The sequence below is a fragment of the Micromonospora sp. NPDC004704 genome (genome assembly GCF_053601675.1).
Genome location: NZ_JBSGCD010000003.1, coordinates 338965 through 354482 on the forward strand (window position 1 = coordinate 338965; position 15518 = coordinate 354482).

Consider the following 15518-nt stretch of genomic DNA (forward strand, 5'->3'; position numbering starts at 1 on the left):
CGGTCGTGCCATCATGCTGGGATGATCGCCCGCCCACCGGTTGCCCTGCCGTTGCTCGCGCTGGCCGCCTTCCTGGCCCTGTTCGCGATGGTGGTCGGTGGCTGGGCGCCGCTGGAAAGCTTCGACGCCGCGATCAGCGACGCCTTCCGGGGGTACGGCGACCAGCGCCCCGACCTGGTCTCGGTGCTGCGGATCGCCACCGACGTGGCCGCCACGGTGCCGTTCCTGGTCATCGGTGCGGTGGTCAGCGCCGGTCTGCTGGCCCGAGCCGAGCGCCGCCTCGCCGCGTGCTGTGCGGCCGTCACGGTGGTCGTACCGGTGCTGTGGAGCCTGATGCACTGGTGGGTGCACAGCCCCCGGCCGCTGAACGGTTTCGTGGTGGTGCACAGCAACGGCTTCCCCAGCGGGCACACCAGCAACGCGAGCGCGTTGGCGCTGGTGGCCGTACTCCTGCTCTGGCCCCGGTTCGCGCGGACCGGGCGGGTCGTCACGGTTGCGCTGGCGGCGGTGTTTGCGATCTTCATCGGACTGACCCGGCTGGCGTTGCTGGCGCACTGGCCGGCCGATGTGCTCGGTGGCTGGCTGCTCGCGCTCGCGGTGGTCCCCCCGGTGGCGTACGCCGTGGACCGTCTCGCTCCCCGCCCGCCCGTTCCCGCGCTGGCCGCGAACCGGGCGCCCCGCTGATCCGAGAGGATCCCGAACCGCCGGACTCTTCGTGATCAACAGGTGTCCCTCCGTCGATTGACGGAGTGCGGGTGCCGACGGGTCATCGATTCGTCGGATGGCAACGGACCGATGGTGTGGTGGGATCGACGGATGGCCGTACAGCGTCGTACGACCGGTCAGCGCGAGGTTCTGCCGAACCGGGGTTCGACGCGTAGCCGGGTCCGGTCCGCAGCGCCATCCTGATCTCCAGCCACGGCGGCGTCGGACCCGTCAACTTAGGCCAGTACGGTGAGAGTGCCTGGTACGGCTTGCCACAGTCCCGCGATGGTCACCACCACCGATGAGCTGGGCCGTTCCGGGGGACCGCCCACACGGCGACGGCGACAAAGAGCAAGAGGAGGCCGGATGGCGCACGGGGAGGCCGAGCACGGCTGCGCCCGCGGCGATCAGCCGCTGTTCCGGGGTGACCAGGACGAGCAGTCGACTTCCTTCACGGGTAAGCCGATGCGTTGGGTCTGCGGAGCAGTGCCGGCCGGAGCCGAGGTGGCACCCGGCTCCGGCGCGACCGGGGTGGGCGCGTCCGGCGTCGGCCCGGCGTTGACCGGCCCGGCCCCGGTCGGCGGTGCACCGGTGGCGGAGCCGCTGGTGGACGACGGTGTGGTCGAGGTGGCGGTGGGTTCCCTGGTGCCCCGGCAGCGGATCGGCGACCCAGCCGGAACGTCCGTCACGACCACCACGGCGACCGGCGACACCGAGCCGGTGGACCCGGTCGACCAGGTCGGTGACGAGTTGCAGCGGGCGCCGTCCTGCCAGCCGGATCTGCCCGGATGGGCCGGTGGGCACCGACACGGCGCGGTCCGGCCACGAGTACGCGGGGACCGGCGGCAGCGACCACCGGACCGGTGGTGCTGAGATGACGGCGAGCCGCGCCCGGAAAGCGGGTGCGGTGTCACCGCCCCCGGTGGTGTCAGCGGGTACGGCGGCGGACCAGCAGCGAGATGCCGGCCAGGCAGATCGTGATCGCGACGACCACGGCACCGTTGAGCAGCAGCAGGCTGCGCAGGTCGGTGAGGACCCGGGAGAGGTCCTTGCCCGGGGTCAGGGAGTCCTCCTTGATCACCCGCTCGCCGCCGCCGATGCCGCCGTTGACCATGCTGGCCTGATTGGGCAGTGGCACCCCGGCGGCCTGCAACGTCTCGTTCATCGAGAGCCGGCCGAAGAACCAGGCCGGGGCGACGGTGGTGCCGTCGGGCTGCTTCGTCGGGCGGTACGCCCGAGGCCCGCCCTTGGCCAGCGGGTAGAGGTCGTAGGTCTGCTTCGCCACGTCGTCGATCAGGACCGTCACGATGTACTTCGGGCCGAGGTCACCGGCGGCCGGGGAACTGGTCTGTCCGGTGCCGCCCAGCCAGCCGACCTGGTCGAGCACGGCGGCGAAGATCTCCTGGTCGCCCTCGGCGCGGATGACCAGCGGCGCGGCGACCCCGTCACCGGTGATGGTGACCGAGTTCGGTGCGGGTGCCGGTGCGGCGGACGCGGGAGTGGCCAGGCCGAGCCAGGAGCCGACCGCGATCAGCAGCGCGGCGACGACCGTGAGTCGGTGCTTCTTCCCTCTGATCATCGCTGACCTCCCCGCCCCGTTCGATGGATGGCCTTGATGCAGGTCACGCACTGGTGTTGTTCGGAGTGCGGTCTGCTGCCGGGGCAGGTTCGTCGCGCTCACTACACAGACTCCGCAGAACGCCGCTCGGTTGCACCTGTTCGAGCAGTATTTGGAACTATCTGCGATCTAGGGTCGACTTAATGACGAGCCGTCGATCGGTGGCCGAATCGTATCTTCGCGGAGGACTCCATGGGGGGCAAATCAATCCGGGCCGCCGGCCTGCTGCTGGCCGCGATCGCCGGTGTGGCAAGCGTTGCGCTGACGGCGACGCCCGCCGCCGCGCACAACTCGCTGACCAGCAGCGATCCGAAAGACGGGGCCACCCTGGCCAAGGCACCCGTTCAGGTGACCCTGACCTTCCTGGCCCGGCTCGACCCTCGGGCCACGAAAATCACCCTTACCGGACCGGATAACGTTTCGGCCGCAAGTGCCGCGCCAACCTTTTCCGGCTCCAAGGCCACGGTCGGGTTCCGGCCCGGACCAGCGGGCCTCTACACCGTCGGGTACGAGCTCCCATCCAGCGACGGCCACCCCATCAAGGGCAAAATCAAGTTCACCCTCACCGTAGGCACAACCCCCACCGAGCCCCCCACCCCATCGGCAACCCCAGCCGCAGCCCCCACACCCACACCGTCCGCCACCACAGCCGCCCCCGCCCTCACCCCGCTGGCCGGCAGCGGCCAAGACAAAGACGGCGACTCAAGCTGGTGGCCCTGGGCCATCGGCGCCGCCGTCGTACTGCTCGCAGCGCTGATCGGCACCCTGCTAACCCGACGCCACCGCTCCACAAACCCATCGAACCAAGCCGATTAATTCAGCCACTGAAGCAGCAAAACGCTGATGAACGAAGGTGGGGGCCCGCCGTGCCCGCGGCGGGGATCAAGTTTGACGGCCCAGAGCGGGCACGGCGGGCCCCCACCCAACAGCATCAAGGCAACCGAACCCGAGCCCCCCGCAACCGCGCGAGCGTACGCTCCCGCCCCAGCACCGTCAGCGACTCGAACAACGGCAGCCCGACGGTACGACCCGTCACCGCGACGCGTACCGGTGCCTGGGTCTTGCCGAGCTTCAACCCCCGCTCGGCGCCAACCTGCTCCAGCGTCGTCTTCAGCGGCTCGGTGTCCCACGTCTCCAACGCCTCGAAGGCGGCGATCGCGGCGTCGAGCAACTCGGCCGAGCCCTCCTTCATCGTCTTGGCCCAGGCCGCCTCGTCGATCAGCGGGCTGGCCAGGAAGAGGAAGTCGACGTTCGGCACGATCTCGCTCATGACCGCGATCCGGGTCTGGGCCAGTGCCGCCACCGCCGCGAACGCGGCCGGGTCGAACTCGTCCGGCTGCCACGGCGGCGGGGCGATCGTGTCGGTGCCGGTCAGCCACGGCTGGCAGGTGGCGATGAACTCCTCGACCGACAGGGCGCGGATGTAGTCGCCGTTGAAGGCGCGCAGCTTCTTCTCGTCGAAGAAGGCCGGTGAGGGGTTGACCTCCTCCAGCCGGAACTCCGACTCGATCACCGACCAGGGCACGATCTCCCGGTCGCCGGACGGCGCCCAGCCGAGCAGCATCAGGTAGTTGCGCATGGCCGAGGCCAGGTAGCCCTCGTCCTTGTACGCCTCCAGGGCCACCTTGTCGCGCCGCTTGGAGAGCTTCTGCCGCTTCTCGTTGACCACCACCGGCACGTGTGCCCAGATCGGGGGCTTCACCCCGAGCGCCTCCCAGAGCAGTTGCTGCTTGGGGGTGTTCGGCAGGTGCTCCTCGGCCCGAATGACGTGACTGATCTCCATGATCATGTCGTCCACGACGTTGGCCAGCAGGAAGACCGGCGACCCGTCGCCCCGGGCGATGACGAAGTCCTCGATCAGCCGGTTCTCGAAGGTCGGCTCGCCCCGGATCAGGTCGACCACCACGGTCTCGCCCTCGTCCGGCGTACGGAAGCGCAGTGCGCGACCCTCGCCCGGTCCGAGGTTCTTGTCGCGGTGGTAACCGTCGTACCCCTGGTACTGCGAACCGGTGCGGGCCTGGACCGCCTCGCGGGTGCAGTCGCAGTAGTAGGCGCGACCGAGGCCGTAGAGCTTCTCGGCGGCGGCCCGGTGCTGGTCGGCGTTGGCGGACTGGAAGTACGGGCCCTCGTAGCTGCCGCGTTCGATGCCGATCCACTCCAGCGCGGAGAGGATGCCCTCGGTCCATTCGGGCTTGTTCCGGGCAGCGTCGGTGTCCTCGACCCGGAGGACAAAAACACCGCCCTGCTGCCGGGCGTAGATCCAGTTCTGGAGGGCCGAGCGGGCACCGCCGACGTGGAACATGCCAGTCGGGGAGGGGGCGAAGCGTACGCGTACCGTCACGGCCCAAGCCTACGGGCGACCCCGTACGCCCCCGCCACCAGGTTTCCGAACGGTCCGATTATCGTCGCCTCCGGCCATCGCACCGCTGACCAGGGGTGGTCAACGGCGCAGAACCGGTCGATCGGCGGCAACCGGCCGCAACGTGGACGAGAGCGGGCGGGGGGAGGCGCGGATGGTCCGGTTGGATGCCGTACGCCGGTTGGCTCCGGTGCGGCGGCTGGACTGGTCGGCGTGGCTGGCGCTCGGTCTGTTCGCCCTCGGGCTGGTGCTGCTCGCCACCGGGCTGGTGCCGGCGGCCGACGCCGACGCCACCCTGCACCGGATCGCCCCGATCCTGGTTTTCCTGTTCGCGGTGCTGATCCTGGCCGAGTTGGCCGCGCGGGCCGAGTTCTTCGACGTGCTGGCCGCCCGGATGGCGATCGCCGCCCGGGGCAGCTATCCGGCGCTGTTCGGGCTGAGCGTGGCGCTGGCCGCGGCGACCACCATGATCCTCAACCTGGACACCACGGCGGTCCTGCTCACCCCGGTCATGCTGGCGGTCGCGGCCCGCGCCGGGATCGCCCCGCTGCCGCTGGCGATGACCACTATCTGGCTGGCGAACACGGCGAGCCTGCTCCTGCCGGTGTCGAACCTGACCAACCTGCTAGCCGCCGACCGGGTGGGTCTGCCGGTGCTCGGGTTCGCCGAGCGGATGGCGCTGCCGCAGCTCGCGGCGCTGGTCGCGACCGCAGCCTGCCTCTGGTTCTGCTACTGGCGCCGGGGCCTGCGATCCGAGTCGCGCTACCAGCCGCCACCCCGGTTCCGCCCCCGCGACCGGGTCCTGTTCCGGGTAGCCGCGCTGACCTGCGGTTTCTTCGTGGTGGGCATCCTGGTCGGGGTGCCGATCGCGGTGGTGTCGGTGGTCGGCGCGGTGGTCCTGCTGGTGGCGTTCGCCGTCCGGGACCGGGCGCAGGTGCGCTGGGCGCTGATCCCGTGGCGGCTGCTGGCCCTGGTCAGCGGGATGTTCCTGATCGTGGACGCGGTCGGCCGGCTCGGCCTGTCCCGGCTGCTGGGTGTCCTGGTCGGTGTCGATCCCGGCCTGGGTGGGGTGTGGCGGGCCGCGGCCACCGGCGGCGTACTGGCCAACCTGATCAACAACCTCCCGGCGTACGTGGCCGCCGAGGCGGTGGTGCCGCTCGGCCACACCAACCAACTCCTCGGCCTGCTGATCGGCACCAACGCAGGGCCGCTGGTGCTGCCCTGGGCGTCGCTGGCGACCCTGCTGTGGCTGGAGCGGTGCCGGGCCGCCGGGTTGAGCCCGCGCTGGCCGCGCTTCCTGCGTACGGGCGCGTTGACCGCGATCGTGACGGTCGCCGCCGCCGTGAGCGTCCTGCTCCTGGAACGGTGACGGCGGCTCAGGGTACGGAGCGGATGTTGACCACCAGGGCGCTGCCGAGCAGGGTGACGGCGGCGGTGACCGCGTACAGGGTGGGGTAGCCGCCGAGGTGGACCACGATCGGGGCGGAGAGCGCCGGCCCGAGCACCTGCGGGGCCGCGTTGGCGATGTTGATCACGCCGAGGTCCTTGCCCCGGTCGGTGGCCACCGGGAGCACCTGCGTGATCAGGGCCGCGTCCACCGCCAGGTAGACGCCATAACCGGCACCGAGCAGGAGTGCCGCGACCAGGGCGGCGGGCCAGATCGGCCAGGCGGCGAGCAGCAGGGCCGCCACCGCCATGATCACACCGGCCCAGATGACAAAAACCTTCCGCCGCCCGGTCCGGTCCGACAGCCGGCCGGAGACGACGGCGGTGGCCATCATCCCGGCGGTGTAGAGCAGGATCAGGACCAGCAGGCCGGCTTCCGGGTCGCCGTGGCGGACCTTGTCCTGGAGGAAGTAGAGCAGGTAGAGGGTGCCGAGGGCGTTGCCCATCTGGACCAGGAACCGGGTGCCCCAGGCCCAGGCGAAGTCCGGGTGCCGGCGCGGGCTGATCCACATCCCGGCGATCAGTTCCCGCCACCGCAGCGTCGAGGAGTGCGTACGCGGCAACGGGTCGTCCGGGGTGAGCAGGGCGAACGGGAGCGCCAGCAGCAACAGGGCACCCGCGATCACCAGGTAACCGGCGCGGGTCCCGGTGACCACGGTGGTGACCAGGACCGCCCCGACCACCAGCCCGAGCGCCTGCGGGATGCCCACCCAACCGGAGACCCCGCCCCGCTGCACCACCGGCACCCGGTCCGGGATGGCGGCGGTCAGCGCGGCGAGCATGGCGTTGAGGCTGAGCTGGGCGGCGACCCAGGCCAGGGCCACGCCGAGGATGGTCCGCTGCTGGGCGAGGAGCAAAAACGAGCCGGCGGCGAGCAGTGCGCCGAGGACCGTCCAGACGTGTCGGCGCCCGACCGCCCGACCCCACAGCCGCAGGGACGTACGGTCCGACAGCGCCCCGGCCAGCGGGTTCGCCAGTACGGCGGCGAGCGCCCCGAGCCCGGTCACCACCGCCAGCATCCCCTCCTTGCCGACCGGTGAGATCGACTCGACCTGCTGCGGAAGCAGGATCTGGATCGGGGTGAAGAACGCCATCCAGACGCCGAGGTTGGCGCCGAAGATCAGTGCGATCCAGCCACGGCGTACCGGGACGGTCGGTTCGGTGAGGGCGGCGGGCAGGGACGCCGGCACGGGCTGCACGGTGGTCATGCCGGACCGTTGATCAGGTCGCGGTACCAGGCGTACGAGGTTTTCGGGGTGCGGGCCTGGGTGTCGAAGTCGACGTGCACCAGGCCGAACCGTTTGGTGAACCCCTCGGCCCACTCGAAGTTGTCCAACAGGGACCAGACGTAGTAACCGCGTACGTCGACGCCGTCGGCCATTGCCCGGTGCAGTGCGCGCAGGTGCCCGTCGAGGTAGGCCACCCGTTCAGGATCGTCGCATCGGCCGTGCGCGTCGATCGTGTCTTCGTACGAGCAGCCGCCCTCCGTGATGTGGATCGGGGGGAGGGCGTCGCCGTACTCGCGGTGCAGTCCGGTGAGCAGTTCGTGCAGCCCGTCCGGGTCGACCGGCCAGCCGAAGCTGGTGGTCGGGTAGCCGTCGAGCGGCACCAGGTCGAACGGGAGCGGGCTGTCCGGGTCGGTTGGCGCCCGTACGCCGGTGGGGTTGTAGTAGTTGACGCCGAGCGCGTCGATCGGCGCGGCGATGGTGTCGAGATCGCTCGCGTGCACGATGGACGGATCGGTGCCGGGGATCTCGGGGTAGCCGCGACCGAGGATCGGGTCGGTGAACAGCCGGTTGTGCAGGGCGTCGTAGGCCGCACCGGCGGCCCGGTCGCCGTCAGTCGTGCCCTGGAGGCGGACCGGGGAGTAGTTGTTGGTGATGCCGATCGGGCTGGTGGTCAGGGCGCGCAGGGCGGTCACCGCGAGCCCGTGCCCGAGGAGCTGGTGGTGGGCGACCGGGAACGCGTCGAAGAGCTGTTGCCGGCCGGGTGCGTGGACGCCGAGTCCGTATCCGAAGCTCATGTGGACGAACGGTTCGTTGAGCGTGATCCAGAGCTTGACCCGGTCACCGAGCCGGGCGGCGACCAGGCTCGCGTAGTCGGCGAACCGGCCGGCGGTGTCGCGGGCCAGCCACCCGCCCCTGTCCTCCAGGGCCTGCGGCAGGTCCCAGTGGAACAGGGTGGCGACCGGGTCGATGCCCCGGTCGAGCAGGGCGTCGACCAGCCGGTCGTAGAAGGCGAGGCCGTCGGGGTTGGCCGGGCCGGTCCCGTCCGGCTGGACCCGGGGCCAGGCGATCGAGAAACGGTACGCCCCGACGCCGAGCCCGGCGAGCAGTTCGACGTCCTCGGCGTACCGGTGGTAGTGGTCGCAGGCGACGTCGCCGGTGCTCCCGTCGACGACCTTTCCGGGGGTGCGGGTGAAGGTGTCCCAGATCGACGGTCGGCGGCCGTCTTCGCTGGTCGCGCCCTCTATCTGGTACGCCGAGGTGGAGACGCCGAAGGTGAATCCGGCGGGAAACTCGGGCAGCCGAGCGCTCATCCACCCCTCCTCGAAACGCGAAAGTTGTTCGGACTGTAGTCCCTCGGCGTGTCGTTGGATAGGCGTCCGGTTTGGTGCCAATATGCGCATAAGCTCCGAATGTTCGTACGATGTCCTCAATGGAGGCAGCTAGAGATGATGCTCATTGAACGCAGCGTGCGGGTGGCAGCGAACATCGACGCGGTATGGGACGTGGTCCAGCGCGCCGAGCGGCTGCCGGCCTGGCTCGCTGGAGTACGCCAGGCCGAGGTCCTCTCGGGTGAGGGTTTCGGCCGGCGGCAACGTGTTCGGGTCATCCGTGGCCCGGCGGTGGACGCCGAGGTGATCGCCTACCAGGCGCCCACGCTGATCGCCTGGCGCGAGCGGATCGAGGGGTCCGGCGCCCGCGCCGAGGCCCGTACCGAGGTCTACGTGGAACTCGCCCCCGACGGGGACGACGCCACCGCGGTCCGGCTGATCATGGTCCGGTGGCCCGCCGGCCCGATCCGGGGCGCCCTGCTGCGCTGGGGCATGCGACGCGTCGGCGCGAACCTGGAAGGCTCACTGGAACGCCTCACCGGCCTCGCCACCGTGAGCTGATCCTCTCGACGGCCCGTCTTTTCGGTGTGGTGCTCGTGTCGCGCCGACCCGTTACGGAATGACGGTCTGCTGCCGGCGGCGGTGGCCGGCGACCTTGTGCCGGTTGCCGCACCGCTGCATCGAACACCAGCGCCGCCGGCCGGGGCGGGACGTGTCCAGGTAGAGCAGGGCACAGTTGTCCCCGGCGCACCTGCGTACCCGGTCGATGGCGGCGGTGCCGAAGATCCGTACCGCGTCGCGGGCGATCTCGGTGACGAACTGACCGGCGCTGACCGGCCGCTGCCAACCGGCCGTCCCGGTCACCGGATCCCACCTCGGCACCAGCCCACGCCCGCCCGCCAACTCGTTGATCACCGCCAACTCCGCCCCGAACGCCCCGAACCGCCCGCCGCCCACGGCCAGCGCGTCACCGGTCGGCCCCTCGCCCGATGTGCCGTCGGCGCTCGTCGTGGCCACGGCGAACGCGACCGACCAGATCGCCTCGCGGAGTCGCCTCAGGTCGGCCAGGTCCTCGGGACCGGCGTCGACCTCGGACGGGTCCACCCCGTGCGCGGCCGGGTCGAGCCGGCTGAGCGCGGCCCAGGTGACGATGTCGGCCGGGCTGTGCAGCACCTCGAACCTGGCCCGGAACCCCTCGCCGCCGGTGGTGCAGACCAACTCCAGGCAGAGCGTTCCGGCGTCGAAGTCGAAGACCTGCCCGTCCGGGTGGTGCAGGGTGATGACGCCGGCCATGTAACCACCATAGGCGGTTACCGGATGGCCGTTCCAGGCGAGGGGAGAAACGGCACGGGCCCGTCCGGCTGGGCTGGGGGATCCAGCCAGCGGACGGGCCCGCGTGGAGACGTACCCGGGGACTATCCGATCAGGAGTCGCCGCCGGTCTCGCCGACCGGAGCCGCCGAGATGTCGTTGATCGCGTACTTCTGGGCCGCCTCGGCCGGTACCGAAGCCGGTACTACACCGCGGAGCGCGAGCTGCCGCAGCGTCGCCACGGTGATCGACTCGGCGTCCACGTGGAAGTGCCGGCGCAGGGCGTGCCGGGTGTCGGACAGACCGAACCCGTCGGTGCCGAGCGAGGTGTAGTCGCCCGGAACCCAGCGTGCGATCAGGTCCGGCACCGCCCGCATCCAGTCGCTGACCGCGACGACCGGGCCGGGCGCGTCGGCGAGCTTCTGGGCGATGTACGGCACCTTCGGCTCGGTGCCCGGGTGGAGCAGGTTGTACTCCTCGGCCTGCACCGCGTCCCGGCGCAGCTCGGTCCAGGAGGTGACCGACCAGACGTCGGCGGCCACACCCCAGTCCTGGGCCAGCAACTGCTGTGCCTTCAGGGCCCACTGGATGCCCGTACCCGAGGCCAGCAGGTTGGCCCGCGGCGTCTCGCCGCCGGCCGAGTTCGAGACCGACGGTGCCGGCGCGTAGCGGTAGATGCCCTTGAGCAGCCCCTCCACGTCGACGTCGGCGGGCTCGGCCGGCTGGAGGATCGGCTCGTTGTAGACGGTGAGGTAGTAGAAGATGTTCTCCGGATCCTCGCCGTACATCCGGTGCAGGCCGTTCTCCAGGATGTGCGCCATCTCGAACGCGAACGCCGGGTCGTACGCGACGACGGCCGGGTTGGTCGCGGCGATCAGGTGCGAGTGCCCGTCCTCGTGCTGGAGGCCCTCACCGTTGAGCGTGGTCCGCCCCGCGGTGGCACCGAGGACGAAACCGCGCGCCATCTGGTCGGCAGCCGCCCAGAACGCATCACCGGTGCGCTGGAAGCCGAACATCGAATAGAAGATGTACAGCGGGATCATCGGCTCGTCGTGGGTGGCGTACGACGACCCGGCGGCGGTGAACGAGGCGACCGAACCGGCCTCGTTGATCCCCTCGTGCAGGATCTGCCCGGTGGTCGACTCCTTGTACGACAGGAACAGCTCCCGGTCGACCGAGGTGTACTTCTGCCCGTGCGGGGAGTAGATCTTCTGGGTCGGGAAGAGGGAGTCCATACCAAACGTACGGGCCTCGTCCGGGATGATCGGCACCCACCGCTTGCCGAACTCGCGGTCCTTCATCACGTCCTTGAGCAGGCGGACGAAGGCCATCGTGGTGGCGATCTTCTGCTTGCCCGAGCCGCGCTTGACGTCGGCGAACCGCTCCGGGCCGGGGATGGCCAGCTTCTTGCCCTCGGTCCGGCGCGACGGCAGGTAACCGCCGAGCTGCTGCCGGCGCTCGCGCAGGTACGCCAGCTCCTCGGACTTCTCACCCGGGTGGTAGTACGGCGGCAGGTACGGGTTGCTCTCCAGCGCGCTGTCCGGGATGTCCAGGTAGAGGCGGTCACGGAACGACTTCAGGTCGTCCAGGGTCAGCTTCTTCATCTGGTGCGTGGCGTTGCGGCCCTCGAAGTGCGAACCGAGCGTCCAGCCCTTGATGGTCTTCGCGAGGATCACGGTCGGCTGGCCGGTGTGCTCGGTGGCCGCCTTGTACGCCGCGTACAGCTTGCGGTAGTCGTGCCCGCCCCGCTTGAGGTTCCAGATCTCGTCGTCGCTCATGTGCTCGACGAGCTTGCGGGTGCGCTGGTCCCGACCGAAGAAGTGCTCCCGGACGTACGCGCCGGACTCGGCCTTGTACGTCTGGTAGTCACCGTCCGGAGTGGTGTTCATCAGGTTGACCAGCGCGCCGTCGGTGTCCGCGGCGAGCAGCGGGTCCCACTCCCGGCCCCAGACGACCTTGATCACGTTCCAGCCGGCGCCCCGGAAGAACGACTCCAGCTCCTGCATGACCTTGCCGTTACCGCGTACCGGGCCGTCCAGCCGCTGGAGGTTGCAGTTGATCACGAAGGTGAGGTTGTCGAGTTCCTCGCGGGCAGCCACGCCGATCGCGCCCAGCGACTCCGGCTCGTCCATCTCGCCGTCACCGAGGAACGCCCACACGTGCTGCTGGGAGGTGTCCTTGATGCCACGGTTGTGCAGGTACCGGTTGAACCGGGCCTGGTAGATGGCGTTCATCCCGCCGAGGCCCATGGAGACGGTGGGGAACTCCCAGAAGTCGGGCATCAGCCGCGGGTGCGGGTACGACGGCAGGCCGCCACCCGGATGCGACAGCTCCTGCCGGAACCCGTCGAGCTGGTGCTCGGACAGCCGCCCTTCCAGGTACGCGCGCGCGTACATACCGGGGGAGCCGTGGCCCTGGTAGAAGATGTGGTCGCCGCCACCCGGGTGGTTCTTGCCCCGGAAGAAGTGGTTGAAGCCCACCTCGTAAAGCGAAGCGGAGCTGGCGTACGTCGAGATGTGTCCGCCGACGCCGATCTCCGGGCGCTGCGCGCGGTGCACGAGCATCGCCGCGTTCCACCGGATGTACGCCCGGATCCGGCGCTCGACGTGCTCGTCGCCGGGGAACCAGGGCTCGCGCTCCGGGGGGATGGTGTTGATGTAGTCGGTGGTGGTCAGCGGCGGTACCCCGACCTGGCGCTCTCTCGCGCGCTCCAGCAGACGGAGCATGACGTAGCGGGCGCGTTTGGCACCGCGCTCGTCGATCACTCCGTCAAGCGACTCGACCCATTCGCTGGTTTCTTCAGGGTCGATGTCCGGAAGCTGGCTCGGCAGGCCGTCGCTGATTACCGGGCGCTTGCGTTCCGTGGCCACAGGCGTTCCCTCGGTTGTGTGTGGGATTAGTCTCTGGCGCCATCCTGCCCCCTCATGCCCGGTTCCGTCACGCCTAGTGGCCGCAGACGCGACACTCGACACATGTACCCTCCAGTAACTTGGCGGCAACATGTTTGTCAGCTAACCGACGGTGGCGAAAGCTGACGCCCGGTTTGCGGGAGGAACGGACCCTTCCCGACCACTCGGGCAGACTGTGCCTCATGCACACCGAAGTCATCACTGTCCGGACCGGCTCCCGTCCCGTGGTCCGGGACATCACCCGGGAAGCGCAGCGGTTCGTCGACGGTCAGGGCGACGGCCTCCTGCACGTCTTCGTGCCGCACGCGACCGCCGGACTGGCGGTCATCGAGACCGGCTCCGGGTCCGACGACGACCTGCTCAGCGCCCTGGACGACCTGCTGCCGACCGACGACCGGTGGCGGCACCGGCACGGCTCGCCCGGCCACGGCCGCGACCACGTTTTGCCCGCCTTCGTGCCCCCGTACGCGACGGTGCCGGTGCTCGCCGGCCAGTTGGCGCTGGGCACCTGGCAGTCGATCTGCCTGGTCGACCCGAACGGCGACAACCCCACCCGCCAGGTCCGCTTCTCCTTCCTCCCCGCCTGACGCCCCGCCCCGCACTCCCCCCGCACCCCCCAAAACTCCGCACCCCCGAAGAACCCCCCTCCGGGGGGCGCCTCTTGTAGAGAAAGAGTGGCTATCCACCCTCGGATAACCACTCCTTTTCTACAAGAGTGCGGATCTTGGGGTCAGGGGCGGGTGGTTTCCTGGGCGGTGGTGTCGGGGGTTGCGGGGGACTGGCGCTGGGTGGCGGCCGGGGCGGGGTCGAGGGGGCGGTCGTAGGTTTGGTGGAGGCCGGGGACGCGGTCCTCGATCACGAACGAGGCGCGGGTGTACGCGGGGGCGTCCGGGGTGCTGACGTACGGCAGGACCTCGAAGTCGGCCTTCAGGTGCTCGTTGGTGATCTTCGTGAGGACGAAGCCCCGCTGGTTGTTGTAGAACCGCAGGTGCGGGTTGATCCCGAGGAACGGGTGCTCCGACGGGACCGAGTCGGCGCCGTCCCCGCCCGAGGTGATCGAGGAGCAGACCAGTTCGGTGCCGACCGTACGCGAGGTCGGGTCGGCGTAGTCGAGCTTGAGGTCACTGGCCCAGTGGGCGTGCACGTCGCCGGTGAGCACCACCGGGTTGCGTACGCCCGCGCCGAGCCAGCCCCGGGTGATCCGGTCACGGGAGGCGACGTACCCGTCCCAGGAATCCATGCTGGTCACCGTCGCCGGGCCGGCGTTGTTGTCCCGCTGGGCGAAGAAGACCTGCTGGCCGAGGATGTCCCAGCGGGCCGACGAGCGGCGGAACCCGTCGATCAGCCACCGCTCCTGGGCGGCGCCGGTGATCGAACGGGCCGGGTCGACCGCCGCCGGGCAGTCCTTGTAACCGTCGCCGCAGCCCTGGTCGTCCCGGTACTGCCGGGTGTCGAGCATGTGGAACGTGGCCAGCCGGCCCCACTGCACCCGCCGGTAGAGCTGCATGTCGATGCCGCGCGGGATCGACGTACGCCGCAGCGGCATGTTCTCGTAGTACGCCTGGAACGCCGCCGCCCGCCGGGCCGGGAACTCCGGGTCGGGCGCCTCGGGTACGTCGTCGGCCCAGTTGTTCTCCACCTCGTGGTCGTCGAAGACCACCAGCCACGGCGCCACCAGGTGAGCGGCCTGGAGGTCGGCGTCGGTCTTGTACTGGGCGTGCCGCTGCCGGTAGTTGGCCAGGGTGCGGGTCTCCGGACCCTCGTGGTCGCGCGGGTTCCCGCCGGGGATGTTGTACGTGTCCGGGGCGTACTCGTACTGGTAGTCGCCGAGGTGCAGGATCAGGTCCGGGTCGGCCTCGGCCAGCCGCTTGTACGCGGTGAAGTACCCGTGCTCGTACTGGGAGCAGGAGACGAACGCCATCGCCAGGGCCCCACCGACGCTCCACGGCGGGGGCGCGGTCCGGGTCCGGCCGACCGGTGAGGTGTACCGCTCGACGTGGAACCGGTAGAAGTACTCGCGTCCGGCCTGGAGCCCGTCGAGTTCGACGTGGACACTGTGTGCCGATTGCGGGCGGGCGAGCGCGGTGCCGGTGCGTACGACCCGGCGGAACCGCTCGTCGGCGGCGAGTTCCCAGCGAACCGGCACGGTGCGGGCCGGCATGCCACCGAGACCGTCCTCGGCCAGCGGCTGCGGGGCGAGCCGGGTCCAGAGGACGAAGCCCTCGTGGTCGGGGTCACCGGAGGCCACCCCGAGCGTGAACGGGTCCTCCCGCAGCGGCCGGGCCGGCGTCGCACCGGCAGCCGCAGGCAACCCACCCACGGCACCAGCGGCACCGACCGCCGCCCCGCTGAGCAGCAGAGTACGTCGAGAAACAGACACGGATTTCTCCCCAGGATCCGGAAACCAAGGACCCCCAAACCCTCTCGATCTCCCGTTCACCCCCCACCGCCCCTGCCTTACCCCCAGCCGAACACCAGGCGAAGACTCCCGTCGATCTTGCAGTTGTGGTGGTCCACATAGGCCGCATTCGCGGACATACGAGGCACCACAACTGCAAGATCGACGGGGGAATCGGGACTGTCTCGGCCAACGGTGTTTTCGGCAATGGTGTTC

13 protein-coding genes are annotated in these 15518 nt (G+C 70.1%); 6 read left to right on the forward strand and 7 right to left on the reverse strand.

All coding sequences use genetic code 11. The features are described from left to right. The first annotated feature begins 21 nt into the window (after window positions 1-21). Together ACWEFB_RS05865 and ACWEFB_RS05870 are read left to right on the forward strand one after the other, a co-directional pair. The gene (locus ACWEFB_RS05865; protein WP_452282608.1) at window positions 22-684 is read left to right on the forward strand and encodes a phosphatase PAP2 family protein; all 663 of its coding nucleotides are present in this window, start codon (window positions 22-24) and stop codon (window positions 682-684) included. Window positions 685-1071: 387 nt separating this feature from the next. Next, window positions 1072-1578: a hypothetical protein gene (locus ACWEFB_RS05870; protein WP_452282610.1), complete on the forward strand. Its 507-nt coding sequence runs from the start codon at window positions 1072-1074 to the stop codon at window positions 1576-1578. 55 nt (window positions 1579-1633) lie between these two features. Here the strand turns inward: ACWEFB_RS05870 and ACWEFB_RS05875 are convergent, their stop codons facing one another. Next, on the reverse strand, window positions 1634-2284 hold the full coding sequence (locus tag ACWEFB_RS05875; protein WP_452282612.1) for a hypothetical protein: 651 nt from the start codon (window positions 2282-2284) through the stop codon (window positions 1634-1636). A 231-nt stretch (window positions 2285-2515) separates the two neighbouring features. On the opposite strand from ACWEFB_RS05875, the gene ACWEFB_RS05880 reads away from it, so the two are divergent. Next, entirely contained in the window at window positions 2516-3139 is a 624-nt protein-coding gene (locus ACWEFB_RS05880; protein ID WP_452282614.1) for a copper resistance CopC family protein, read from the forward strand. A gap of 115 nt (window positions 3140-3254) precedes the next feature. On the opposite strand, the gene gltX is transcribed toward ACWEFB_RS05880, so the two are convergent. Beyond that, complete coding sequence (gltX, locus tag ACWEFB_RS05885) at window positions 3255-4664, reverse strand: glutamate--tRNA ligase (protein ID WP_452282616.1); 1410 nt, start codon at window positions 4662-4664, stop codon at window positions 3255-3257. Window positions 4665-4836: 172 nt separating this feature from the next. Here gltX and ACWEFB_RS05890 point away from each other — a divergent pair, with 172 nt between their 5' ends. Further along, complete coding sequence (locus ACWEFB_RS05890; RefSeq protein ID WP_452282618.1) at window positions 4837-6051, forward strand: SLC13 family permease; 1215 nt, start codon at window positions 4837-4839, stop codon at window positions 6049-6051. Between the two features lie 7 nt (window positions 6052-6058). On the opposite strand, the gene ACWEFB_RS05895 is transcribed toward ACWEFB_RS05890, so the two are convergent. Beyond that, window positions 6059-7336, reverse strand: coding sequence for an MFS transporter (locus ACWEFB_RS05895; protein WP_452282620.1), 1278 nt, complete (start codon window positions 7334-7336; stop codon window positions 6059-6061). Continuing rightward, window positions 7333-8667 carry a GH1 family beta-glucosidase gene (locus tag ACWEFB_RS05900; protein WP_452282623.1) on the reverse strand — a complete coding sequence of 445 codons (1335 nt, stop codon included), beginning with the start codon at window positions 8665-8667 and terminating at the stop codon, window positions 7333-7335. The genes ACWEFB_RS05895 and ACWEFB_RS05900 overlap by 4 nt, the downstream gene beginning before the upstream one ends. 135 nt (window positions 8668-8802) lie before the next feature. On the opposite strand from ACWEFB_RS05900, the gene ACWEFB_RS05905 reads away from it, so the two are divergent. After that, complete coding sequence (locus tag ACWEFB_RS05905) at window positions 8803-9246, forward strand: SRPBCC family protein (RefSeq protein ID WP_326556511.1); 444 nt, start codon at window positions 8803-8805, stop codon at window positions 9244-9246. A gap of 51 nt (window positions 9247-9297) precedes the next feature. Here ACWEFB_RS05905 and ACWEFB_RS05910 read toward each other — a convergent pair whose 3' ends face one another. Next, a complete protein-coding gene (locus ACWEFB_RS05910; protein ID WP_452282625.1) occupies window positions 9298-9978 on the reverse strand; it encodes a CGNR zinc finger domain-containing protein in 681 nt (226 codons plus the stop codon). 130 nt (window positions 9979-10108) lie between these two features. Continuing rightward, window positions 10109-12865, reverse strand: a complete 2757-nt coding sequence (aceE, locus tag ACWEFB_RS05915) for a pyruvate dehydrogenase (acetyl-transferring), homodimeric type (protein ID WP_452282627.1) — start codon at window positions 12863-12865, stop codon at window positions 10109-10111. A 221-nt stretch (window positions 12866-13086) separates the two neighbouring features. On the opposite strand from aceE, the gene ACWEFB_RS05920 reads away from it, so the two are divergent. After that, a complete protein-coding gene (locus tag ACWEFB_RS05920; protein ID WP_452282629.1) occupies window positions 13087-13491 on the forward strand; it encodes a YjbQ family protein in 405 nt (134 codons plus the stop codon). 143 nt (window positions 13492-13634) lie between these two features. Here ACWEFB_RS05920 and ACWEFB_RS05925 read toward each other — a convergent pair whose 3' ends face one another. Continuing rightward, window positions 13635-15284: an alkaline phosphatase D family protein gene (locus ACWEFB_RS05925; protein ID WP_452282631.1), complete on the reverse strand. Its 1650-nt coding sequence runs from the start codon at window positions 15282-15284 to the stop codon at window positions 13635-13637. Window positions 15285-15518: the final 234 nt, after the last annotated feature.

Coding starts and splice junctions, on each gene's coding strand:
- ACWEFB_RS05865 (WP_452282608.1), top strand. CDS start 22: ATGATCGCCCGCCCACCGGTTGCCCTGCCGTTGCTCGCGCTGGCCGCC.
- ACWEFB_RS05870 (WP_452282610.1), top strand. CDS start 1,072: ATGGCGCACGGGGAGGCCGAGCACGGCTGCGCCCGCGGCGATCAGCCG.
- ACWEFB_RS05875 (WP_452282612.1), bottom strand. CDS start 2,284: ATGATCAGAGGGAAGAAGCACCGACTCACGGTCGTCGCCGCGCTGCTG.
- ACWEFB_RS05880 (WP_452282614.1), top strand. CDS start 2,516: ATGGGGGGCAAATCAATCCGGGCCGCCGGCCTGCTGCTGGCCGCGATC.
- ACWEFB_RS05890 (WP_452282618.1), top strand. CDS start 4,837: ATGGTCCGGTTGGATGCCGTACGCCGGTTGGCTCCGGTGCGGCGGCTG.
- ACWEFB_RS05895 (WP_452282620.1), bottom strand. CDS start 7,336: ATGACCACCGTGCAGCCCGTGCCGGCGTCCCTGCCCGCCGCCCTCACC.
- ACWEFB_RS05900 (WP_452282623.1), bottom strand. CDS start 8,667: ATGAGCGCTCGGCTGCCCGAGTTTCCCGCCGGATTCACCTTCGGCGTC.
- ACWEFB_RS05905 (WP_326556511.1), top strand. CDS start 8,803: ATGATGCTCATTGAACGCAGCGTGCGGGTGGCAGCGAACATCGACGCG.
- ACWEFB_RS05910 (WP_452282625.1), bottom strand. CDS start 9,978: ATGGCCGGCGTCATCACCCTGCACCACCCGGACGGGCAGGTCTTCGAC.
- ACWEFB_RS05920 (WP_452282629.1), top strand. CDS start 13,087: ATGCACACCGAAGTCATCACTGTCCGGACCGGCTCCCGTCCCGTGGTC.